The sequence below is a fragment of the Amaricoccus sp. genome, from assembly GCF_047602525.1.
In the GTDB taxonomy this organism is placed as follows: domain Bacteria; phylum Pseudomonadota; class Alphaproteobacteria; order Rhodobacterales; family Rhodobacteraceae; genus Amaricoccus.
The window spans coordinates 361,933-383,714 of record NZ_JASGHB010000001.1 but is presented as its reverse complement, the minus strand read 5'-3'; the positions used below and the strand labels follow the sequence as shown (position 1 = coordinate 383,714).

Below are 21,782 nucleotides of genomic sequence, written 5' to 3'. Positions count from 1 at the left end.
AATGGCAAGGGAAGACAACCGCGGCGGTCGCCGCGACCGGGACGAGAACCCGGAATTCGCCGACCGTCTCGTCGCGATCAACCGCGTCTCGAAGACGGTGAAGGGCGGCAAGCGCTTCGGCTTTGCGGCGCTCGTCGTCGTGGGCGACCAGAAGGGCCGTGTCGGCTACGGCAAGGGCAAGGCCCGCGAGGTGCCGGAGGCGATCCGCAAGGCGACCGAGCAGGCCAAGCGGCAGATGATCCGCGTGCCGCTCCGTGAGGGCCGGACGCTGCACCACGACATGAACGGCCGCCACGGCGCCGGCAAGGTCGTGATGCGGGCAGCGCCCGCGGGTACCGGCATCATCGCCGGCGGCCCGATGCGCGCCGTGTTCGAGATGCTCGGCGTGCATGACGTGGTGGCGAAGTCGCTGGGGTCGCAGAACCCCTACAACATGATCCGCGCCACCATCGACGGCCTCCAGCACGAGCAGAGCCCCCGCATGGTGGCGCAGCGTCGTGGCAAGAAGGTCGCCGACATCCTGCCGCGGACTGCCGAGACCGCTCCGGTCGAGGCGTCCGAAGCCCCGGCTGCGGAGGCCTGAGACTCATGGCAACCATCGTCGTCAAGCAGATCGGCTCGCCGATCCGCCGCCCCGCCGTCCAGCGCGCCACGCTGATCGGCCTCGGGCTCAACAAGATGCACAAGACTCGGGAACTGCAGGACACGCCGTCGATCCGCGGCATGGTCGCGACGATCCCGCATCTCGTGGAGATCATCGAGGAGCGCGCCTGAGGCGCACGCCCGGGCGATGAATGAACAAGGGCCCGCCGGAGAGATCCGGCGGGCCCTTTCGTTCGCAGGGGACCCGGCCAAGGATAACGGCCAGGGATCACGGCCGGTAGGCGGCGCTGTCCGGCAGGATCACCCCGACCTGCTCGCCATAGGCTTCCCACGCCTGCGCCAGTTCGGTCGCCCGCTCCGGCTCGGCCAGCGACAGATCCCGCGTCTCGCCCGGGTCTTTCGCGAGGTCGAAGAGCCGCCACTGCCCGTCCCCGAGGTCGGTGATCTTCCAGTCGCCGCGGCGCAGCGCCCGAGACCCGAAGAGTTCCCAGCCGAAGGCGTCGTTCGGGCCGTAGACGCGATCTGCCGTACCCGCCAGATATGGCCCCCAGCTGTGGCCGCGGATCGGCTCGACCTGCCGCCCCTCGAACGTGTCGTCCGCCGGCAGCCCGGCGAGGTCGAGCAACGTCGGCAGGACATCCTGCACCGACAGGAACGCCGTCCCGATCCCCTGCCGCGCGATGCCCGGCCCCGCGATGCCCGGCCCCGCGATGATGGCAGGCGTGCGCGTGCCGCCTTCCGTCGCATACGCCTTGTAGCGCCACGACGGCGCCGTCGCCGCCTGCGCCCAGCCCGGGCCATAGGCCACGTAGCTGTTCGCCGCGCCGCGATTGTCGAGCGCGTTGTCCGCCGCGGCGACGCGGTCGGCCAGCATCGAGGTCGGACCCATGCCGACTCCCTCGGCACCGTTGTCGGCGAAGAAGAGGATCACCGTGTTGTCGTATTCCCCCGTCCGCCGCAGCTCGTCCAGCACCCTGCCGATGTCGTGGTCCATGCGGTCGACCATCGCCGCGTAGATCTCCATGTCCCGCGCCTCTTCGCGCTGCTGCTCCGCAGTCAGCGAGTCCCACGAGCCGCCGGGCAACGTCGGGATGTGCGGGACGACCGCCGGATCGAGCAGCCCCAGCTCCTCCTGCCGCACCAACCGTTGCTCCCGCAGCGGCTCGTAGCCGCCGGCGTAGCGGCCACTGTATTTCGCGATGTCTTCCGGGTGCGCCTGCAGCGGCCAGTGCGGGGCCGTGAACGCGAGATAGGCGAAGAACGGCTTGTCGGCCCCCTCCTCGGCCGTGCTCTTGCCGAGCAGCTCGATCAGCTTGTCCGCGTAGGTGTCGGACGAGTAGAAGTTCGCCGGCAGCTCGGTCAGGCGCACCCCGTCCTCGGTATAGGGCGCCCCGTCCGTCCCGAAGTGGTTTGCCGCTCCCGGCAGCAGCGCGAAGCTGTGATCGAAGCCGCGCGCATGCGGGTCCTGCTCCGGCTTCAGGCCGAGGTGCCACTTGCCCGACATGACGGTGCGATAGCCGCCGGCCTGCAACCGTTCGGCGAGGCTTGCGACCTCCGGCCGGAGATAGCCCTCATGCCCCGGCTGGCCCTTCTGGTTCGGCGCGAGCAGCTCCGCCATCGACCCGAGCCCGGCGCGATGGTTGTCGGTGCCCGAGAACAGCATCGAGCGCGTCGGCGAGCAGGTGGCGGCGGTGTGGAACTGCGTGAGCCGCAGGCCGTCGTTGGCGAGCTGGTCGAGCGCCGGCGTGTCGATCTCGCCGCCGAATGGCGCGATGTCGGAATAGCCGAGATCGTCCGCGACGATGACGAGGAAGTTTGGCCGGTCGGCAGCCGCGCCCGCCCCTGCGGCAAGGGCAAGCGCGGCGGTCAGCATGCCGGCGGATCGAAAGGTTCCGTTCATCTTCAATCCTTGTCGATAATCACGATCGACGTACTCGTATAATTTTTCCCGGCTGGTTCGCAACCGCCGTTCTTGCGACCGCGGCAGCCTCTCCCTCCCGCGAGGTCAGAGCGCATCGCACGCCTCGGGCGAAACTGCGCTTTTGCGGTGTGGCGCCGGAAAAGCCCGTAGACTTCCGCCGCACTGCACCCCAATGTCCCGCGCTGACGGCGCCTGCGTGGGTGCCTCGCGGGGGCAGAGGAACAATGCCGAAGATCTTGACCAACCGCCCGATGCCGCGGCGCGATGTGCTGAAGGGTGTCGGAGCGGGCGGCGCGCTCGCCCTGGCGGGGGGCCTGCCCCGCCTCGCGCAGGCTCAGACCTCCGAACCGATCCGCCTCGGCTTCCAGCTGCACCGCACCGGCATCGGCGCGGTCTACGGCCGGTGGTATCAGCGCACCACCGAGGCGGCGCTCAAGGTGCTGAACGCGGCGGGCGGCATCGCCGGGCGGCCGGTCGAGGTGATCTTCGAGGACGACGGCACCGATCCGAAGCGCGGCGCCGAGGTCTTCGAGAAGCTCGCGGTGCAGCAGAAATGCGACCTCGTGTTCGGCGCCCTGTTCAGCCACGTCGTCGTCGGCACGGCGCCGCGCGCCGCCGAGCTGCGCGTGCCCTACTTCGTCTGCTCCGAGGGCCATCACGTCGCGTCGGGCCTCAACCGCTGGACGGTCCAGCCCGGGATCACCGACGTGAAGAGCCAGGTGATCTCGATGGCGCCGTGGGTCGCGTCGAACCTCGGCAAGAAGGTGACGATGATCTACCCGGACTATGCGTTCGGCTACGATCACCGGGATTTCTTCAGCGCGGCGATGAAGGCGCAGGGCGGCGAGGTGATCGAGCTGATCCCGATCCCGCCGACCGAGACCTCGTTCACCCGTTACCTGCCGCGCATCCCCTCCGAAACCGAGGTGATCTATCACGTCATGGTCGGCCCGGCCGTGCTGACCTTCGTCAAGGAGCTGGGCGAGTTCTACGGCGGCGGCGCGCACCCTGAGTTCTTCGGCTTCATCGACTCGCTCGAGGGCGTGTCGACGGAGGGCCCGGGCCTCGAGTTCCTGGCCGGCAGCCACTTCTGGGAAGGCATGCCGCGCTATCGCCAGCCGGACTCGACCGCGTTCGATACGTTCTACCGCAACGCCATCGGCCTCGACGACTCCGCCGCGGACATCGGCGACCCGAAGAACGTGTCGGCCTACTCGCACATGTTCTCGTGCTGGGAGACGCTGTTCGTCATCAAGGCGGCGATGGAGGCCGCGTCCTACAAGGGCCCCGACGACCGGCAGGCGGTGATCGAGGCCGTCGAGGCGATGACCGCCTTCGCGGAGTCGAACGAGCACCCGCAGGGCGACAAGATCTTCAACGGCCGGACCCATCAGGTCTTCGGCCACCAGTTCATCTCCAAGGTGGCCGACGGCGGCAAGCTCGAGGTGGTCCACCGCACCGCGATCGAAGACGGGCTCTATCCCGATCAGGTCGACTATACCACGATGCCGTTCTGATCTGTTGGCCTTCGGCCCGTACCTGCTGCTCGCCACGCTGGAGGGCCTCGTCAGCGCCGCGGTCCTCGCGCTGACGGCCGTGGGCCTCGGGCTGGTCTTCGGCGTGATGCGGGTGGTGAATGTCGCGCACGGTGAGTTCTTCATGCTCGGCGCCGTTGTCGCCTGGGGCGTGACGAACCTCGTCCCCGGCTCCCCTACCCTCGGCTTTCTCGCGGCGCTGGCGATCAGCCCGGCCGTCGCGGCGGGCGTGGCGATCGCCGCCGACCGGGCGATCCTGCGCCGCCTCGACTATGCGCCCGAGGCGGTCATCGTCGCGACGATCGGCCTCGGCTACATCCTGCAGCAGGGCGCGCTCAGTCTCTACGGCCCCGAGGCCCGCTCGGTCGCCGCGCCGTTCTCGTTCCGCGTGCAGCTGCCCTGGTTCGGCTACTCCGGGTACAAGCTCGCGGTGATCGCCGCGGCCGCGCTTGTCCTCGCCGCGGTCTGGGCGCTGCTCACCCGCACGCGGATCGGCCTCGTCATGCGCGCGACCCAGTGGGATCGCGAGACCGCCACCGCGTTCGGCATCGACACCGACCGGGTCTATGCGCTGGTCTTCGGCCTCGGCGCCGGGCTCGCGGCGGTCGCCGCCGTGCTCGTGGTGCCGATCAGCCAGGCGCACTACCTGATGGGTGGAGACCCGCTGCTGCTCTCGTTCGCCGTCGTCATCATCGGTGGCCTCGGCTCGCTGCGCGGCACGGTGATCGCCGCCCTCCTCATCGGCCTGACCGACGGCATCGTCGGCGTGTTCTTCACCCCCACCTTGGGCAAGATCCTCGCGACCCTCCTCGTCGCGCTCGTCCTCGTCTTCCGGCCGCAGGGCCTGTTCGGGCGCCGCCCGGCATGAAGGTCTGGGCGCTGCACCTCGCCGTCCTCGCGGCGCTGGCCGCCGCGCCGCTGGTGCTGCCGCCGTACCATGTGACGAACCTCGCGCGCATCATGGTGCTCGCGGTCTTCGCCATGGGCTACAATATCGCCTTCGGCTACACCGGGCTGCTGTCGCTCGGACACGCGCTGTTTCTCGCCGCCGGAATGTACGCGACCGGCCTGCTCGTCGCGCTCGCCGGATGGCCCGCCGGTCCCGCGCTGCTCGCCGGCGCCGCGGCGGGGGCCGCCGTGGCCGGCGTGACCGGCGTCCTCGCGCTGCGCACCACCGGAACGGCGTTCATGATCGTGACGCTGATGTTCGCGCAGGCCGGCTATCTGACCGTGCTCTACTTCGGCGACCTGACCCGCGGCGACGAAGGCTTTCCCCTCGCCCGGGAGGCACGCAGCCTCTTCGGCCTCGACCTCGTTGCGGACGCCAATCGCTACGGCGCGGCGCTCACGCTCTTCGCCGCCGGCCTCGTCGCCTGCCTCACGCTGGTGCGCTCGCGCACCGGCCGCGTGCTCGTCGCGGTGCGCGAGAACGCCGAGCGGACCCGGATGCTCGGGTACGACCCGTTCCGCGCCCGGCTGCTCGCGCTCACTCTCTCCGGCCTCTACGCCGGCACAGCGGGCGCCGCCTATGCGCTGCTCTTCGGCTATGTCGGGGCCACCTTTGCCGGCGTGCAGTATTCGGTCCTGCCGCTGCTCTGGGTGCTGCTCGGGGGGGCGGGCACCGTGCTCGGCCCGCTCGTCGGCGCGCTGGTCATGTTCTACCTCGTCGACCTGGCGGGCAGCCTGACCGACGCCACGCTGCTCGTCGTCGGCGCCGCGCTGATCCTGCTCGTCCTCTTTGCCCGCACCGGCCTTCTCGGCACGCTGCGCGACCGGGCGGCGCCGTGGCTGCCGTGACGCTGCTCCGCGCCCGCGGCCTCGCCCGCGCCTTCGGCGGGGTCAGGGCGGTAAACGGGGTGGACCTCGACATCTCCGCCACCGGCGTGCAGGCGCTGATCGGGCCGAACGGCGCCGGCAAGTCGACCCTCGTCGGCCTCCTCTCCGGCCGCATCGCCGCCGACGCCGGGACGATCGAGTTCGACGGCCGCGACATCACCCGCCTGCCGGCACATGCGCGCGTCCGTCTCGGCATCGCCTATACCTTTCAGGTCACGTCGATCTATCCCCGCCTCAGCACCGCGGACAACGTGGCGCTCGCGGTCCAGCATCGCGCCCGCGACGTCGGCGGCGCCGCCCGCCGCGCCCTCGCCCGGGTCGGGCTCGAACCCTACGCGCACGAGCGGGCGGGCGCGCTGTCCTACGGCCACCAACGCCTGCTCGAATTCGCCATGGGCCTCGCCCTGGAGCCGCGCCTGCTCATCCTCGACGAGCCAACCCAGGGGCTCGCGGCGGGAGAGATCGCCGGCTTTTCCGCGCTGGTCCGCGAGGTGGCCCGCACAGCATCGGTGCTGCTCATCGAGCACAACATCGCGGTGGTGATGGACCTCGCCGACCGGATCACCGTGCTCGAGTCCGGCCGCGTGCTCGCCAGCGGCACGCCCGACGCGATCCGGGCGGACCCGGCCGTGCAAGCCGCGTACCTCGGCGCATGAGTTCTCACGCTCGCCAACCTCCAGGCCGGCTACGGCGGGGTCGCCGTCCTGAACGGCATCGACCTCGCGGTCGGCCCGGGAGAGGTGCTGTGCCTGATGGGCCGCAACGGCGCGGGAAAGTCCACGACGCTGAAGGCGATCATGGGCCTCGTGCGGGCGAGCGCCGGCGAGATCCGCCTCGACACCCTCCGGCTCGACACCCTGCCGGCCCATGACGTGCCGCGCGCCGGCGTCGCCTGGGTGCCGCAGGGGCGGCGGCTGTTCTCCGAGCTGACGGTGGCGGAAAACCTCGAGATCGGCCTGCTCACCCGGCGCAGTACGGCGGCGGTGCGCGAACGGGCGCTCGATCTCTTCCCCCGTCTGCGCGAGCGGCTGGGGCAGGTCTCCGGCACGCTCTCCGGCGGCGAGCAGCAGATGCTCGCCATCGCCCGCGCGCTCTGCACCGAGCCACGCGTCCTGTTGCTCGACGAGCCGACCGAGGGACTGCAACCGTCGATGATCGCGCTCATCCACACGACGGTGCTGCAACTGAAGGCGTCGGGCGTCGCGACGATCCTGGTCGAGCAACGCGTCGATGCCGCTCTCGCCGCCGCCGACCGCATCGCCTTCGTCGACCGCGGTCGCGTGACCGAGACCCTCCCGACCGCGGGCCTGACCCGCGAGGCCCCGGCGTTTCGCCAGTGGGTCGGCGTCTGAGCGAGGAACCGCGAGCCGCGGTTGGCCTCAGGAGAGGCGGCCCTCCTTGACCGACTCCATCGCGACCGAGGTCGACGAACTCGCCACATGCGGCAGGCTGGAAATCTTCTCGCCCAGCACCTCGCGATAGCGGCGGATGTCGGCCGTGCGCACCTTGAGCAGATAGTCGAAGCGGCCGGCGATCATGTGGGCCTCCTCGATCTCCGGCACACGCCGGACGGCGGCGTTGAACTCGGCCAAGGCCCGCTCGCGGGTGTCGGAGAGTTTGACCTCGGCGAAGGCTACGTGCTCCAGCCCCAGCTTCGCCGGATTGAGCACCGCGCGAAAGCCCTCGATATACCCCTCGTCGATCAGCCGCCGCATCCGCACCTGACAGGGCGTCTTGCTGAGGCCGACCCGGGCCGACAGGTCCGTGACGGAGATCCGCCCGTCCTCGGCCAGAACCTCGAGGATGCGCCGGTCGAACTGGTCGAGATCCCTGATCTCGTCGGATTCCTGCTTCATCCTGCCTGCCCTGACGCCGAAAACAGGACGAAACGCCGACTCAGTGGCAAAAATCAAGTCGGTTTGCCCGGCCAATCGGGTGTATTCGTCTGTGTGTCGCCACCCCAGCCGCGAGCCGCCAGATGACCGCTTCCCCCTTTGCCGAGTTCGCTCCGACCATTCGCCCGCAGGATGCCTCCCGGGCAGCGATCACCGCGCTCTACCGCGCCCCGGAAGCCGCCTGCCTCAAGCCACTGATCGCGGCGGCGACCCTGCCGCCCGAGACCCGCGCGGCGGTGGCGGCGACGGCGCGCCGGCTGATCGAGGCGCTGCGGGCGAAGGGCAAGGGCGCGGGTGTCGAGGCGCTGGTCGCGGAATACGCGCTGTCGAGCCAGGAGGGCGTGGCACTCATGTGCCTCGCCGAGGCGTTGCTGCGCATCCCCGACACCGCAACGCGCGATGCGCTGATCCGCGACAAGATCGCGCACGGCGACTGGCGCTCGCACCTCGGCGGGCAGAAGTCGCTGTTCGTCAACGCCGCGACCTGGGGCCTCGTCGTCACCGGCAAGCTGACCGCCACCGTGAACGACCGTGGCCTGTCCGCCGCGCTCACCCGCCTGATCGCCCGGGCCGGCGAGCCGGCGATCCGCCGCGGCGTCGACATGGCGATGCGGATGATGGGCGAGCAGTTCGTCACCGGCGAGACCATCGACGAGGCGCTGCGCCGCGCCCGCCCGCTGGAATCGCGCGGCTTCCGCTATTCCTACGACATGCTCGGCGAAGCGGCGACCACCGCGGCCGACGCCGACCGCTACTTCCGCGACTACGAGACCGCGATCCATGCCATCGGCAAGGCGGCCGCGGGGCGCGGCATCTACGACGGGCCCGGCATCTCGATCAAGCTCTCGGCGCTGCATCCGCGCTACACCCGGGCGCAGGCCGGACGGGTGATGGCCGAGCTGCTGCCGAAGGTGGCGGCGCTCGCGGTGCTGGCCAGGGGCTATGACATCGGCCTCAACATCGACGCGGAGGAGGCCGACCGGCTGGAGCTGTCGCTCGACCTGCTCGAGAGCCTGGCGCTCGATCCCGCCCTCGCCGGCTGGAACGGCCTCGGCTTCGTGGTGCAGGCCTACGGCAAGCGCTGTCCCGCCGTGCTCGACTGGATCATCGCGCTCGCCCGCCGCGCCAACCGCCGCATCATGGTGCGGCTGGTCAAGGGCGCCTACTGGGACGCCGAGATCAAGCGCGCGCAGGTCGACGGCCTGCCGGGCTTTCCGGTCTATACCCGCAAGATCCACACGGATGTGAGCTACATCGCCTGCGCAAAGCGGCTGCTCGCCGCGCGCGATGCCGTCTTTCCGCAGTTCGCCACGCACAACGCCCAGACGCTCGCGACGATCTACCACCTCGCCGGGCCGGACTTCAGCGTCGGATCCTACGAGTTCCAGTGCCTGCACGGCATGGGCGAGCCGCTGTACGACGAGGTGGTCGGGCCGGCGAACCTCGACCGGCCGGCGCGCATCTACGCCCCCGTGGGCACGCACGAGACACTGCTCGCCTACCTCGTCCGCCGCCTGCTCGAAAACGGCGCCAACTCGTCCTTCGTCAACCGGATTTCCGATCCGAAGGTGTCGATCGACGAACTGATCGCCGATCCGGCGCAGGTCGTGGCGGCGATGGCCGAACCCGGCGCGCCGCACGATGCGATCGCCCTGCCCGCCGACCTCTACCGTGCGCGGCGCAACTCCGCCGGGGTCGACCTGTCCGACGAGAGCGCGCTCGCCGCCCTCGGCACGGCACTGCGGGAAAGCGTGACGATCGACTGGCAGGCCGCGCCGCCGTCGGGTCGCGGCGCGGTGCGCGACGTGCAAAACCCCGGCGACCGCGCCGACCGGGTGGGCCGCGTCGTCGAGACCGACCCGGCCGATGTGCCGGGCGCTGTCGATGCGGCGCTGGCCGCGGCGCCGGCCTGGGCCGCGGTCCCGCCGGCGGAGCGGGCCGCGATCCTGCGCCGCGCGGCCGACGCGATGGAGGCGAGGACCGGCACGCTGATGGGCCTCGTCATGCGCGAGGCCGGAAAGTCCGCGCCCAACGCCATCGCCGAGGTGCGCGAGGCCATCGACTTCCTGCGCTACTACGCCGATCAGGCGGAGGAGACCTTCGGGACGGCCCATCGCCCGCTGGGGCCGGTGGTCTGCATCTCGCCGTGGAATTTCCCGCTGGCGATCTTCACCGGGCAGGTGGCGGCGGCGCTGGTGGCCGGCAACCCGGTGCTGGCCAAGCCCGCCGAGGAAACGCCGCTGATCGCCGCCGAGGCCGTGCGTCTGCTGCACGCGGCCGGTGTGCCGGCCGGGGCGGTGCAGCTCCTGCCCGGCGACGGGCGGGTCGGCGCGGCGCTGGTGGGCGACGACCGGATCCAGGCGGTGATGTTCACCGGCTCGACCGGGGTCGCGCGCCTGATCCAGGCGCAGCTCGCGCCGCGCACCTCGCCGGAGGGGCGGCCGATCCCGCTGATCGCCGAAACCGGCGGCCAGAACGCGATGATCGTCGACAGCTCGGCGCTGGCCGAGCAGGTGGTCGCCGACGTGATCGCCTCGGCGTTCGACTCCGCCGGCCAGCGGTGCTCGGCGCTGCGCGTGCTCTGCCTGCAGGACGAGGTGGCCGACCGCATCCTCGCCATGCTGCGCGGCGCGCTGAAGGAGCTCGCGATCGGCCGCACCGACCGCCTGTCGGTCGACGTCGGCCCCGTCATCACCGCCGAGGCGCAAGGCGTCATCGAGGCGCATGTCGCCGCGATGGCGGCGAAGGGCCACCCGGTCGACCGCCTGCCGCTGCCGGCCGAGACCGCCGCCGGCACGTTCGTCGCGCCGACGATCGTCGAGATCGACGGCATCGCCGCGCTCGGCCGCGAGGTGTTCGGCCCGGTGCTGCACGTCGTGCGCTACCGCCGTGCCGAGACCGAACGGCTGATCGACGCGATCAACGCCACCGGCTACGGCCTGACCTTCGGCCTGCACACCCGCCTGGACGAGACCATCGAGCGCGTCACCGGCCGGGTCGCGGCGGGCAACCTCTACGTCAATCGCAACGTCATCGGCGCGGTGGTGGGCGTGCAACCGTTCGGCGGCCGCGGGCTTTCCGGCACCGGGCCGAAGGCGGGCGGGCCGCTCTATCTCGGGCGCCTGGTCAGCGAGGCGCCCGTGCCGCGCCGGCACGCGTCGAGCGCGACGGACGCAGCCCTCCTCGACTATGCCGCATGGCTCGAGGCGCAGGGCGAGGCGGAGGCGGCGGAGGACGCCCGCGAGGCAGGCGGCGCTTCGGCCCTCGGCCTCTCGGTCGAGCTTGGCGGCCCGGTCGGCGAGCGCAACCTCTACGCACTGCACCCCCGCGGCCGGGTGCTGCTGCTGCCGGAGACAGCGGCGGGGCTGCGCGCGCAACTGGCGGCGGCGCTCGCGACCGGCAACACGGCGGTGGTCGACACGAGCGGGGGCCTCGCCGCAACGCTGGCCCCCGCACCTCTGGCCGGCCTGCCGCCGCGGGTCGCCGCCCGGGTCGTTCCCGCGGCGGACTGGGCGGCCGCGGGCCCGTTTGCCGGCGCGCTGATCGAGGGTGACGCAGGCCGGGTGGCCGAGGCGACGCGGGCGCTGGCCACCCTGCCCGGCCCGATCGTCCTCGCCCAGTCCGCGACCACGGACGAGGTTGCCGCAAAAGGTGCGGGCGCCTGGTGCCTGAGCTGGCTGCTCGAGGAGGTCTCGACCTCGATCAACACCACGGCGGCGGGCGGCAATGCCAGCCTGATGGCGATCGGCTGACCGGCCGGCGTCAGCAATCCGGCAGGTTGACGGCGAGGCCGCCGGTCGAGGTCTCCTTGTACTTCACGCTCATGTCGTGGCCGGTCTGGCGCATCGTCTCGACGCAGACGTCGAGGGGGACGACATGGGTGCCGTCGCCCCGGAGCGCGAGGGAGGCGGCAGCGACGGCCTTGATGGCGCCGAGGCCGTTCCTCTCGATGCAGGGAACCTGCACCAGACCCTTCACCGGGTCGCAGGTCATGCCGAGGTGGTGTTCGAGGGCGATCTCGGCGGCGTTCTCGACCTGGGCATTGGTGCCGCCGAGCGCGGCGCAGAGGCCGGCGGCGGCCATGGCGGCGGCGGAGCCGACCTCGCCCTGACAGCCGACCTCGGCGCCGGAGATCGAGGCGTTGGTCTTGATGATGCCCCCGACGGCGGCGGCCGTCAGCAGGAAGTCGCGGATGCCCTTGTGGGTCGCCCCGACGCAGTGGTCGCGGTAGTAGCGGATGACGGCCGGCACCACGCCCGCCGCGCCGTTGGTGGGGGCGGTGACGACCTGACCGCCGGCGGCGTTCTCCTCGTTGACCGCCATGGCGTAGACCGACAGCCAGTCGTTGACGACGTGGGGCTGGGCGAGGTTGTTGCCACCCTCGGCCAGCAGCGCCTGGTGGATGCCGTGGGCGCGGCGGCGGACCTTGAGGCCGCCGGGCAGGATGCCGTCGGTGGCGAGGCCGCGGTCGATGCAGGCGTCCATCACCGACCAGAGGCGGTCGAGGCCGGCGTCGAGCGAGCCGCTGCCGGCGACCGTCTCGTTGGCGCGCTTCATCGCGGCGATGGAGAGGCCGGAGGCGTCGCCCATGGCGAGCATCTCGGCGGCGGTGGCGAAGGGATGCGGGCGGGAGACCTTGGCGTCGTCCCCCTTGATCGCCTCGGTGCGGAGCTGGCGCCCGGTCAGCACGAAGCCGCCGCCGATCGAATAGTAGGTCTCGGTCAGGTGCAGGTTGCCGGCGGCGTCGAAGGCGCGCAGCACCATGCCGTTGGCGTGGCCGGGCAGCGGCGGGCCGTAGTCGAAGACGACGCCCTTCGCCGGGTCGAACGCGAGGGGACCGAGGCCCGGCACGTCGATCGTGCCGGTGGCCGCGAGGGCGGCGAGGCGCCGCTCGGCCTCGTCCGGGTCGAGGGTGTCGGGGACGAAGCCGAGCAGGCCGAGGATCACCGCCCGGTCGGTGGCGTGACCCTTGCCGGTGAAGGCGAGGCTGCCGTGCAGGACGGCCTCCAGCCGGACGGCGGCGCCGGAGCCGGGGATGTGGTCGGCCCCGTCGCGCAGCGCGTCGAGGAAGCGGGCGGCGGCCAGCATCGGGCCCATGGTATGCGACGAGGACGGGCCGACGCCGACCTTGAAGATGTCGAAGACGCTGAGAAACATGGCCTCTCCGGGGGTGTGCGTACGGCCGGCCGTGCTGGCGGCCGGGATGGTGATCTTAGGACCTTGCGAACCGCGCGTTAAGGGCCGGCCGCAGGGCTGTGAAAGCGTCGGAGCGCCGTTGCGCTCCGGGTTTTTGCTTCTCCCCGCGCTGGCGCGCGGGGCCCCTCGCGCGCCGTTGCGCGCGGTTCTCCCCACTCCCCCCTTCCCCCCTCGCCCCCAGGCGCGAGGGGGAACCTGCCCGATAGGTGGAACAGAAGAAGGAAGATGTGAGGTGCGCGCCGGGCCGGTCAGGCGGCGTAGACCGGATGCGCGTCGGTGAGCTTGCGCACCTCGGCCAGCACCGCAGCCTCCACCGCCGGGTCGCCCTCGGCGTTGGCCGCCAGCGCGTCCACGACCTTCAGCACCAGCTCGCCCACGCGGGCGAAGTCGGCCTCGCCGAAGCCGCGTGTCGTGCCGGCGGAGGTTCCGAGGCGGACGCCGGAGGTGACGAAAGGCTTTTCCGGGTCGAAGGGGATCGCGTTCTTGTTGCAGGTGAGGTCGGCGCGTTCCAGCGCCCGCTCGGCGTCGCGGCCCTTCACGCCCTTCGGCCGCAGGTCGACGAGGACCATGTGGCAGTCGGTGCCGCCGGAAACGATGTCGAGGCCGCCGGCCTTCAGCGTCGCGGCGAGGGTGCGGGCGTTGGCGATCACCTGCGCGGCGTAGGTCTTGAAGTCGGGGCGCAGCGCCTCGCCGAAGGCGACGGCCTTCGCCGCGATGACGTGCATCAGGGGGCCGCCCTGGTTGCCGGGGAAGACGGCGGAGTTGAGCTTTTTCGCCAGCGCCTCGTCGTTGGTCAGGATGATGCCGCCGCGGGGGCCGCGCAGGGTCTTGTGGGTGGTCGAGGTGGTGACGTGGGCGTGCGGCACCGGGTTCGGGTAGAGGCCGGCGGCGATCAGGCCGGCATAATGCGCCATGTCCACCATGAGGATCGCGCCCACCTCGTCGGCGATGGCGCGGAAGCCGGCGAAGTCGATCTCGCGCGGGTAGGCGGAGGCGCCGGCGACGATGAGTTTCGGACGGGTTTCCAGCGCCTTGGCGCGGACGGCCGCCATGTCGATGAGCTGGTTATCCTCGCGGACCTCGTAGCTCACCACGTCGAACCACTTGCCCGACATGGTGACGGGCGAGCCGTGGGTCAGGTGGCCGCCATGGGCGAGGTTCAGGCCCATGATCCGGTCGCCGGGCTGGAGCAGCGCGAGGAATACCGCCTGGTTCGCCTGCGCGCCGGAATGCGGCTGGACGTTGGCGAAGGCGGCGCCGAAGAGCTCGCGAACCCGGTCGATGGCGAGGGTTTCCACCTCGTCGACGAACTCGCAGCCGCCGTAGTAGCGCTTGCCGGGATAGCCCTCGGCATACTTGTTGGTGAGGACCGAGCCTTGCGCGATCAGCACGTCGCGCGAGACGATGTTCTCGGAGGCGATCAGTTCGATCTGGTGCTGCTGGCGGCCGAGTTCGCGGCCGATGGCGGCGGCGACGGCATCGTCGGAGAGACGCGGGGCGATGGTGTCGAGCATCGGGCGTTTCCTGTTGTTCTTCAGAGGCCGGCCGCGAGCTCGCGCGTGGCGAGGTCGAGGAGCTCGGTGACGTGGGGGGCGAACGAGCGCCACACGGTCAGGTGGAAGCGGGTGTCCGCTTCGCGGGTGAGGACGATCTGGGCGGTGTCGAAGATCGTGCGCGCACCGGAGCCTGTCGGCATCGCCGCGAGGTCGCGCGGGGCGCCGGTGGCGAGGAGCGCGAGCGCGGCGGGGCCGTCGATGGCATAGGTCATCTCGCGGTCGGAGACGTCCACGGCGCTGTGCGGCGCCGCCGTCGTCGCCAGCGCGGCGAGGAGGGACGCGCCCTCGGCCTCGGGCGCCTCGATCAGCCATTCGTCGGGGCCGAGGCAGAGGGCGGTGCGGGCGCCCTCCGCGGTGCGGGTGCCGACGACAGTCGGCAGCGCCATCGGGGCCGCGGCCGGATCCGCCGTGCGGAACGAGACGCGGGTGGTGGGCGGCAGCAGGGTGACGGTGACGCCAGGGGCGGTCGCGGTGCTCATGGTGCTCTCCGTCACGCGCTGAGGCGGCTGTTGTCGGGATCGAGGAAGACCGTGCTCTTCACCACCTTGGCCGTCAGGATGTGGTGCGGCATGGGAATGTACAGGGTCTCCCCCTCCCGCGCGCGGCCGTCGGCGACGACCGCCATGGCGATGGACCGGCCGAGGGCGTCGGACCAGTAGGACGAGGTGACGTGGCCGATCATCGTCATCGGCTTCGGCTGGCTCGGGTCGGCGACGATCTGGGCGCCCTCCTGCAGCACGACGGTCGGGTCGTCGGTAAGGAGGCCGACGAGCTGCTTCCTGCCCTTCGCCAGCATGTCGGGGCGGGTAAGGGAGCGCTTGCCGACGAAATCGGGCTTCGCCTTGCCGATTGCCCAGGTGAGGCCGGCGTCGTCGGGAGTGAGGGTGCCGTCGGTGTCCTGCCCGACGATGATGTAGCCCTTTTCCGCGCGCATGACGTGCATCGCCTCGGTGCCGTAGGGGGTGATACCGTACTGCTGGCCGGCCTCGAACAGCTTCTCCCAGAGGGCACGGCCGTGGCGGGCGGGGACGTTGATCTCGAAGCCGAGTTCGCCGGTGAAGGAGACGCGGAAGAGCCGGGCGGGGAAACCCGCCACGTTGCATTCCGCGACGGCCATGTGCGGGAACGCCTCGGCCGAGATGTCGAGCCCCTCGACGAAGGGTTCGAGCAGCTTGCGGGCGTTCGGGCCTTGCAGCGCGATCACAGCCCACTGCTCGGTCGTCGAGGTGAGCCAGACCTTGAGGTCGGGCCATTCGGTCTGGAGATAGTCCTCCATCATGTTGAGGACGCGCGCCGCGCCGCCGGTCGTCGTCGTGACGTGGAAGCGGTCGGTGGTCAGCCGGCCGATGACGCCGTCGTCGCGGATGAAGCCGTCCTCGCCGAGCAGCAGGCCATAGCGGCAGCGGCCGACCCCGAGCTTCGCCCAGGGGTTCGTGTACATCCGTTCCATGAAGGTGACGGCATCGGGGCCCACGACCTCGATCTTGCCGAGGGTCGAGGCGTCGAAGATGCCGACGCCGGCGCGGGCGCCACGGCACTCGCGGCTGACGGCGGCGTGCATGTCCTCGCCCGCCTTCGGGAAGTACCAGGCACGGCGCCAGAGGGCGACCGGCTCGAAGGCGGCGCCATGGGCCTCGGCCCACGGGTCGATCGGCGTCCGCCGCGTGACCTCGAAGGTCGCGTCCTTGTGGTAGCCGGCGAAGGCACCGAAGGTCGTCGGGCTGTAGGGCGGGCGGAAGGTGGTGAGCCCGACCTGCGGCGGCGCCTTGCCGAGCGCGTCAGCGGCGATCATCAGGCCGTTGATGTTGGACATCTTGCCCTGATCAGTGGCCATGCCGTTGGTGGTGTAGCGCTTGACGTGCTCGATCGAGCGCATCCCCTCGCGCACGGCGAGGCGGATGTCCTTGGCGGTCACGTCGTTCTGGAAGTCGATGAACGCCTTGGCCTTGCCGGGGTCGCGGTCGGTCGGCAGCTCCTTGCAGGTGATGCCGGAGCCGAGGCGGTCGGAGGTGACGGCAAAGGCCGGGGCGCTCGCCTCACGTCCCGCGTCGCGGGCGGCGAGCCTGCCGGCTTCGGCGCCGTCGGCGAGGACGGCGGCGATGCCCCAGAGGCCGCGGCCGGATCCTGCGATCTGCACGGCCTCGGTCTTGGTGCCGGGGAGGTAGCACTGGGCCGCCTCATCCCAGGCGAGCTTGCCTTGCGTGTGGCTGAAGAGGTGGAGGCAGGGGGTCCAGCCGCCGCACATCAGCACGGCATCGCAGGCGATGTCGCGGGGGTCGCCGGGCTTGCCGTTCTCCATGCGGTTGACGCGGAGGGATTTGACGCGGAGCCGGCCGGAGGTGCCGGTGACGGTACGACCGAGCAGCGCCTCGATCCCGAGGGCGCGGGCGCGGTCGGTGAGACCCGCGTCAACGGTGGGGCGGACGTCGACGATGACGGCGGGCTTCGCGCCGGCATCAGTGAGGTCGAAGGCGGTGTGCCATGCCGAGTCGTGGGCGGTGACGATGGCCGGGCGGTTGCCGACCTTGACGCCGTAGCGGTGCAGGTAAGTCTGGGCGGAGCCGGCCAGCATCACGCCGGGGCGGTCGTTGCCGTCGAAGACCAGCGGCTTTTCGAGGGCGCCCTGCGCCAGCACCACTTCCTTCGCCCGGACCTTCCACATGCGCTCGCGGGGGGCGCCGGCGGGGGGCGTGGCGAGGTGGTCGGTCAGGCGCTGGCAGAGGCCGACGAGGTTCTGGTGATAGTAGCCGATCGCGGTGGTGCGCGGCAGCACGGTGACGTTCGGAAGCGCGGCGAGTTCGCCGAGGGTCTGGCGGAGCCAGTCCCAGGCGGGCTTGCCGTCGATGCCGACCGCGGGCTCGGAGAGCAGCGTGCCACCGGGTTCGGAGTGTTCGTCGACCAGCAGCACGCTCGCGCCGGAGCGCCCCGAGGCCAGCGCCGCCGCGAGACCGGCCGGGCCCGCGCCGACGACGAGGACGTCGACGTGGTGGAAGCGGCTGGCGTAGGTGTCGGCGTCGGGCTCGGAGGGCGACACGCCAAGGCCGGCGGCGCCGCGGATGATCGGCTCGTAGACGCGATCCCAGAAGGCGCGCGGCCACATGAAGGTCTTGTAGTAGAAGCCGGCGGAGAACAGCGAGCCGAGGCGGTCGTTGACGGCGCCGAGGTCGAAGGCGAGCGAGGGCCAGCGGTTCTGGCTGGTGGCGATGAGCCCGTCGCGCAGCTCCTGCAGCGTGGCGCGCGTGTTGGGCTCGGCGCGACCGGCGCCGCGGCTGGTCCCCATCAGCGCGTTCGGCTCGTCGGAGCCGGCGGAGACGACGCCGCGGGGGCGGTGGTACTTGAACGAGCGGCCCATCAGGTGGACGCCGTTCGCAAGCAGCGCCGAGGCGAGGGTGTCGCCGGCGAGGCCCGTGTAGCTCTTGCCGTCGAAGGTGAAGGCGACGGGCTTCGCGCGGTCGACGCGGCCGCCGGAGGGGAGGCGATAGCTGGTCATTCGGCCTCTCCGGTGAGGGTGGCGAGATCGGGACGGGGCTCGCCCGCCTTGTAGGTCGCGAGGAACTTGTCGCCGACGGTCTCACGCACGGCGTTGAAGAAGCGGGCGCAGCCGTTGACGTGGCGCCAGCGCTCGAAATGCACGCCCTTGGGGTTGGTGCGGATGAAGAGGAAGTCGCGCCATTCCTCGTCCGTCAGCTTGGACGGGTCGGCGGGCCGGGCGATATGGGCCTCGCCGGCATAGGCGAATTCGAGCTCGGGCAGGTCCTGCTCGCAGTAGGGGCAGTGGATCAGGAGCATGATGGACCTCAGTGCGCGACGGCGGCGGCGGCGGCTTCGTCGATCAGCCGGCCGGTGGTGAAGCGCTCCAGCGTGAAGGGCGCGTTGATCGGGTGCGGCTCGTCCCGCGCGACGGTGTGCGCGAGGACATGGGCGGCGCCGGGCGTCGCCTTGAAGCCGCCGGTGCCCCAGCCGCAGTTGACGTAGAGACCGGGCACGGGCGTCTTGCCAAGGATCGCCGAGCGGTCGGGCGTCACGTCGACGATGCCGCCCCACTTCCGCAGCATCCGCATCCGGCGGAAGATCGGGAAGATCTCGCAGATCGCGGCCAGCGTGTGCTCGATCAGCGGCAGGCCGCCGCGCTGGGAATAGCTCACATACTGGTCGGTGCCCGAACCGATGACGAGCTCGCCCTTGTCGGACTGGCTGATGTAGGCGTGGACCGAGTTCGACATGGCGACACAGGGGAAGATCGGCTTGATCGGCTCGGAGACCAGCGCCTGAAGCGGATAGGACTCGAGCGGCAGGCGGACGCCGGCGGTCTCCATCACCACCGAGGTGTGGCCGGCGGCGGAGACGGCGACCTTCTTGGCGGCGATGAAGCCCTTCGCGGTCTCGACGCCGGTCACGCGGCCGTCCGGCCCGCGGCGGATCGCGGTGACCGGGCAGTTCTGGATGATGTCGACGCCGCGTGCCGCGGCGCCGCGGGCATAGCCCCACGCGACGGCATCGTGGCGGGCGGTGCCGGCGCGGCGCTGGAGGGCGGCGCCGACCACCGGGTAGCGCGCCTTGGGGTTGAGGTCGAGCGGCGGGCAGAACGCCTTGGCCTCAGCCGCCGTCAGCCACTCGTTGTCGACGCCGTTCAGGCGGTTGGAGTGGACGTGGCGCTGGAAGGACTGCACGTCATGGACGTTGTGCGCCAGCATCAGCACGCCGCGCTTCGAATACATGACGTTGTAGTTCAGGTCCTGCGACAGGTTTTCCCAGAGATCGAGCGCGTGGTCAAAGAGCCGCGCGCTCTCGTCGTAGAGGTAGTTCGAGCGGATGATCGTGGTGTTGCGCCCGGTGTTGCCGCCGCCGAGCCAGCCCTTGTCGATCACCGCGACGTTGGTGATGCCGTGCTCCTTCGCGAGGTAGTAGGCCGCGCCGAGCCCGTGGCCGCCGGCGCCGACGATCACGACATCGTAGGACGCCTTCGGCTGGGCGTCGGGCCACTGCGGCGTCCAGTTCTTCTGGCCGGTCAGCGCGCCCTTGAGGATCTGGGCGAAGGAGAAGTGCGTCATGGGCGGGCTCCCCGAAATCTCTCGCGCCTCTATAGCCGATCGCGGGCGCGCCGGGCTGTACGGTTGCGTCAGTTCCGATGTAAGCTGGCGACTGAATGGCGGCGCTTGGGGAGGGCACGCGTGGCACGGCTGAACGTCGGCTTCATCCTCGCGCGCCGCTTCACGCTCTGCGCGCTCGGCAACTTCGTCGACGTGCTGCGGCTCGCGGCCGACGAGGGCGACCGCAGCCGGCCGATCCTGTGCTCCTGGAAGGTGGTGTCGCCGACCCTCGACGCGATCGCGTCGTCGTCGGGGATCACGGTACAGCCGGAGGAGCGGCTCGGCGATCCGGCGCGCTTCGACTATCTGGTGGTTGTGGGCGGGCTGGTCGACGAGATCGAGCAACTGCATCCCGAGACGGTGCACTTCCTCGAACGCGCGGCGGCGGCGGGGATCCCGCTTGTCGGGGTCTGCACCGGCACGTTCGCGCTGCACCGGGCGGGACTGATGCAGGGCTATCGCGCCTGCGTCAGCTGGTTCCACCACGAGGATTTCCTCGAACGCTTCGACGGCCTGCGGCCGGTCAGCGACCAGATTTTCGTGGTCGACCGCGACCGGCTCACCTGCTCCGGCGGGGTGAGTGCCGCGCATCTGGCGGCGTTCATCGTCGAGAAGCATCTCGGGCGGGCGCGCGCCTCGAAGAGCCTGCACATCATGATCCTCGACGAGGCGGCGGCGGAGGAGCCGCAGCCCGGGATGCCGCTGGCGCTCGGCACCGACGATCCGCTGGTGCGCCGGGCGCTGCTCGTCATGCAGCAGTCGATCGACGCGCCGCTCTCCATCGGCCGGGTGGTGGCGCAGATCGGGGTGAGCCGGCGCAAGATCGAGCGGCATTTCCGCGAGGCGCTGGGGATGACGCCGCTCGAAGCCGACCGGCTGATCCGCATCGAACAGGCCAAGCACCTGCTGCTCGCCACCCGGCGCTCCGCGACGCAGATCGCGGCGGAAACCGGGTTCTGCGACCTGCCGCACATGATCCGCGTGTTCCGGCAGGCCGAGGGGGTGACGCCGGACGCGTTCCGCAAGGCGCGCGGTCAGGGCCCGGCGCGCACCTCCGACGGCGTGCAGGCGTAGCGGGCGCGAAACATCCGGCTGAGGTGAGACGAGTCGCAGAAGCCGCATTCGACGGCGATCGCCGCGATCGACTTCGCCGTCGCCTCGACGAGGTGACGGGCGAAGGCAAGGCGGATGTCGAGGAAGGCCGCCTGCGGCGAGGTGCCGAGCGCGGCGCGGAAATGCCGCTCGAGCCGGCGCTTGTCGAGGCCCATCGCCCGCGCAAGGTCGGCGACGGCGAGCGGCGAGTCGATGCGCTGCTGCATGAGCAGCAGCGCGCGCTGGACCAGCGGATCGTCGGTGCGCAGCTCGAGCGGCAGGCCGGGTTGCGGCTTCTCCGGTCGGAGCGCGTCGTCGATGATCATGATGTGCAGGCTTTTCGACGCCTGCGCCCGGCCGACGTGCCTCTCGACGAGATAGGCGGCAAGATGCGCCGAGCTGGCCCCGCCGGCGCAGGTGAGCCGGTCGCGGTCGATGACGAAGATCTGGTCCGAGATCGGCTCGAGGCCGTCGAACTGCTCGAGGAAATCGGCGTGGCAGAACCAGCTGACGCAGGCGCGATACCCCTGCATCAGGCCGGCGCGGTGCAGGATGAAGGCGCCGGTGCAGAGGCCGACCAGTGGCACGCCGGCCTCGGCGGCGCGGTGCAGGAAGCGGGTGTAGGCGGGGCCGAGCTTCGGGGTCTCCTCGAGCAGGCCACCGACCACGACGATGTAGTCGAAGCGGCCCGGGTCGCCGAGGCGCTCGCCGGGCTGGACGGGAACGCCGGAGCTGGAGGCGACCGGGTCCATGGTGTCGGAGAGGATCGACCAGCCGCAAAGGATCGGCCGGCTGCGGTCGCCCTCGTCCGCGGCGAGGCGCAGGACGTCGACGAAGTTCGCGAAGGCGCAGAGCGTGAAGCGCGGCGCAAGGATGAAGCCGACCGAGAGCCGCGGCCCCTGCCCCGGCCCGGTCCCGTGGCGGGGCGTCCCGCGCCGCAGTTGTCCCACGCCGGCGTCCATCGTGCGTCCCTCCAGCCGCCGCCCCCGCGGCCTGCATGTGGATGTCGTAGCGGTATTGCGGATCTGACGCAAATCTCCTGTCCAGCGTGCCGCTCA

At 71.2% G+C, this 21,782-nt stretch carries 18 protein-coding genes; 9 read left to right on the top strand and 9 right to left on the bottom strand.

All coding sequences use genetic code 11. The features are described from left to right. Window position 1: 1 nt before the first annotated feature. Complete coding sequence (gene rpsE / locus QM699_RS02225; RefSeq protein WP_415009608.1) at window positions 2–583, top strand: 30S ribosomal protein S5; 582 nt, start codon at window positions 2–4, stop codon at window positions 581–583. A 5-nt stretch (window positions 584–588) separates the two neighbouring features. Then, window positions 589–774: a 50S ribosomal protein L30 gene (gene rpmD, locus QM699_RS02220; RefSeq protein WP_415009607.1), complete on the top strand. Its 186-nt coding sequence runs from the start codon at window positions 589–591 to the stop codon at window positions 772–774. Window positions 775–871: 97 nt separating this feature from the next. On the opposite strand, the gene QM699_RS02215 is transcribed toward rpmD, so the two are convergent. Continuing rightward, the gene (locus QM699_RS02215) at window positions 872–2,503 is read right to left on the bottom strand and encodes an arylsulfatase (protein WP_415009606.1); all 1,632 of its coding nucleotides are present in this window, start codon (window positions 2,501–2,503) and stop codon (window positions 872–874) included. Between the two features lie 245 nt (window positions 2,504–2,748). On the opposite strand from QM699_RS02215, the gene QM699_RS02210 reads away from it, so the two are divergent. From QM699_RS02210 to QM699_RS02190, 5 genes are read left to right on the top strand one after another with little or no spacing between them, the layout of a single operon-like run. Continuing rightward, on the top strand, window positions 2,749–4,041 hold the full coding sequence (locus QM699_RS02210) for an ABC transporter substrate-binding protein (protein WP_415009605.1): 1,293 nt from the start codon (window positions 2,749–2,751) through the stop codon (window positions 4,039–4,041). Window positions 4,042–4,045: 4 nt separating this feature from the next. Then, a complete protein-coding gene (locus QM699_RS02205; protein WP_415009604.1) occupies window positions 4,046–4,927 on the top strand; it encodes a branched-chain amino acid ABC transporter permease in 882 nt (293 codons plus the stop codon). After that, the gene (locus QM699_RS02200; protein WP_415009603.1) at window positions 4,924–5,856 is read left to right on the top strand and encodes a branched-chain amino acid ABC transporter permease; all 933 of its coding nucleotides are present in this window, start codon (window positions 4,924–4,926) and stop codon (window positions 5,854–5,856) included. Before QM699_RS02205 ends, QM699_RS02200 begins: the two co-directional genes overlap by 4 nt. Further along, window positions 5,853–6,551 (top strand): ABC transporter ATP-binding protein, encoded by a 699-nt coding sequence (locus QM699_RS02195; protein ID WP_415012676.1) that lies wholly within the window; start codon window positions 5,853–5,855, stop codon window positions 6,549–6,551. Before QM699_RS02200 ends, QM699_RS02195 begins: the two co-directional genes overlap by 4 nt. Window positions 6,552–6,599: 48 nt before the next feature. Further along, the gene (locus QM699_RS02190; protein ID WP_415012675.1) at window positions 6,600–7,247 is read left to right on the top strand and encodes an ABC transporter ATP-binding protein; all 648 of its coding nucleotides are present in this window, start codon (window positions 6,600–6,602) and stop codon (window positions 7,245–7,247) included. Between the two features lie 27 nt (window positions 7,248–7,274). Here the strand turns inward: QM699_RS02190 and QM699_RS02185 are convergent, their stop codons facing one another. After that, window positions 7,275–7,751, bottom strand: a complete 477-nt coding sequence (locus QM699_RS02185; RefSeq protein ID WP_415009602.1) for an Lrp/AsnC family transcriptional regulator — start codon at window positions 7,749–7,751, stop codon at window positions 7,275–7,277. 122 nt (window positions 7,752–7,873) lie between these two features. Here QM699_RS02185 and putA point away from each other — a divergent pair, with 122 nt between their 5' ends. Further along, window positions 7,874–11,542, top strand: a complete 3,669-nt coding sequence (gene putA, locus QM699_RS02180) for a trifunctional transcriptional regulator/proline dehydrogenase/L-glutamate gamma-semialdehyde dehydrogenase (protein WP_415009601.1) — start codon at window positions 7,874–7,876, stop codon at window positions 11,540–11,542. A 10-nt stretch (window positions 11,543–11,552) separates the two neighbouring features. Here the strand turns inward: putA and QM699_RS02175 are convergent, their stop codons facing one another. The 6 genes from QM699_RS02175 to QM699_RS02150 form a co-directional block, all read right to left on the bottom strand. Then, window positions 11,553–12,947, bottom strand: coding sequence for an L-serine ammonia-lyase (locus QM699_RS02175; RefSeq protein ID WP_415009600.1), 1,395 nt, complete (start codon window positions 12,945–12,947; stop codon window positions 11,553–11,555). 287 nt (window positions 12,948–13,234) lie between these two features. Continuing rightward, window positions 13,235–14,500, bottom strand: a complete 1,266-nt coding sequence (gene glyA / locus QM699_RS02170) for a serine hydroxymethyltransferase (protein ID WP_415009599.1) — start codon at window positions 14,498–14,500, stop codon at window positions 13,235–13,237. A 20-nt stretch (window positions 14,501–14,520) separates the two neighbouring features. Continuing rightward, window positions 14,521–15,021, bottom strand: a complete 501-nt coding sequence (locus QM699_RS02165; protein ID WP_415009598.1) for a sarcosine oxidase subunit gamma — start codon at window positions 15,019–15,021, stop codon at window positions 14,521–14,523. A gap of 11 nt (window positions 15,022–15,032) precedes the next feature. Next, window positions 15,033–18,032 (bottom strand): sarcosine oxidase subunit alpha, encoded by a 3,000-nt coding sequence (locus tag QM699_RS02160; RefSeq protein WP_415009597.1) that lies wholly within the window; start codon window positions 18,030–18,032, stop codon window positions 15,033–15,035. Continuing rightward, complete coding sequence (locus QM699_RS02155) at window positions 18,029–18,331, bottom strand: sarcosine oxidase subunit delta (RefSeq protein ID WP_415009596.1); 303 nt, start codon at window positions 18,329–18,331, stop codon at window positions 18,029–18,031. Before QM699_RS02155 ends, QM699_RS02160 begins: the two co-directional genes overlap by 4 nt. A gap of 8 nt (window positions 18,332–18,339) precedes the next feature. Continuing rightward, window positions 18,340–19,593: a sarcosine oxidase subunit beta family protein gene (locus QM699_RS02150; protein WP_415009595.1), complete on the bottom strand. Its 1,254-nt coding sequence runs from the start codon at window positions 19,591–19,593 to the stop codon at window positions 18,340–18,342. A gap of 120 nt (window positions 19,594–19,713) precedes the next feature. On the opposite strand from QM699_RS02150, the gene QM699_RS02145 reads away from it, so the two are divergent. Further along, a complete protein-coding gene (locus QM699_RS02145; protein WP_415009594.1) occupies window positions 19,714–20,706 on the top strand; it encodes a GlxA family transcriptional regulator in 993 nt (330 codons plus the stop codon). On the opposite strand, the gene QM699_RS02140 is transcribed toward QM699_RS02145, so the two are convergent. After that, window positions 20,667–21,686 carry a GlxA family transcriptional regulator gene (locus QM699_RS02140; RefSeq protein ID WP_415009593.1) on the bottom strand — a complete coding sequence of 340 codons (1,020 nt, stop codon included), beginning with the start codon at window positions 21,684–21,686 and terminating at the stop codon, window positions 20,667–20,669. The genes QM699_RS02145 and QM699_RS02140 overlap by 40 nt on opposite strands. Between the last annotated feature and the right edge of the window lie 96 nt (window positions 21,687–21,782).

Coding starts and splice junctions, on each gene's coding strand:
- rpsE (WP_415009608.1), top strand. CDS start 2: ATGGCAAGGGAAGACAACCGCGGCGGTCGCCGCGACCGGGACGAGAAC.
- rpmD (WP_415009607.1), top strand. CDS start 589: ATGGCAACCATCGTCGTCAAGCAGATCGGCTCGCCGATCCGCCGCCCC.
- QM699_RS02215 (WP_415009606.1), bottom strand. CDS start 2,503: ATGAACGGAACCTTTCGATCCGCCGGCATGCTGACCGCCGCGCTTGCC.
- QM699_RS02210 (WP_415009605.1), top strand. CDS start 2,749: ATGCCGAAGATCTTGACCAACCGCCCGATGCCGCGGCGCGATGTGCTG.
- QM699_RS02200 (WP_415009603.1), top strand. CDS start 4,924: ATGAAGGTCTGGGCGCTGCACCTCGCCGTCCTCGCGGCGCTGGCCGCC.
- QM699_RS02185 (WP_415009602.1), bottom strand. CDS start 7,751: ATGAAGCAGGAATCCGACGAGATCAGGGATCTCGACCAGTTCGACCGG.
- putA (WP_415009601.1), top strand. CDS start 7,874: ATGACCGCTTCCCCCTTTGCCGAGTTCGCTCCGACCATTCGCCCGCAG.
- QM699_RS02175 (WP_415009600.1), bottom strand. CDS start 12,947: ATGTTTCTCAGCGTCTTCGACATCTTCAAGGTCGGCGTCGGCCCGTCC.
- glyA (WP_415009599.1), bottom strand. CDS start 14,500: ATGCTCGACACCATCGCCCCGCGTCTCTCCGACGATGCCGTCGCCGCC.
- QM699_RS02165 (WP_415009598.1), bottom strand. CDS start 15,021: ATGAGCACCGCGACCGCCCCTGGCGTCACCGTCACCCTGCTGCCGCCC.
- QM699_RS02160 (WP_415009597.1), bottom strand. CDS start 18,032: ATGACCAGCTATCGCCTCCCCTCCGGCGGCCGCGTCGACCGCGCGAAG.
- QM699_RS02155 (WP_415009596.1), bottom strand. CDS start 18,331: ATGCTCCTGATCCACTGCCCCTACTGCGAGCAGGACCTGCCCGAGCTC.
- QM699_RS02150 (WP_415009595.1), bottom strand. CDS start 19,593: ATGACGCACTTCTCCTTCGCCCAGATCCTCAAGGGCGCGCTGACCGGC.
- QM699_RS02140 (WP_415009593.1), bottom strand. CDS start 21,686: ATGGACGCCGGCGTGGGACAACTGCGGCGCGGGACGCCCCGCCACGGG.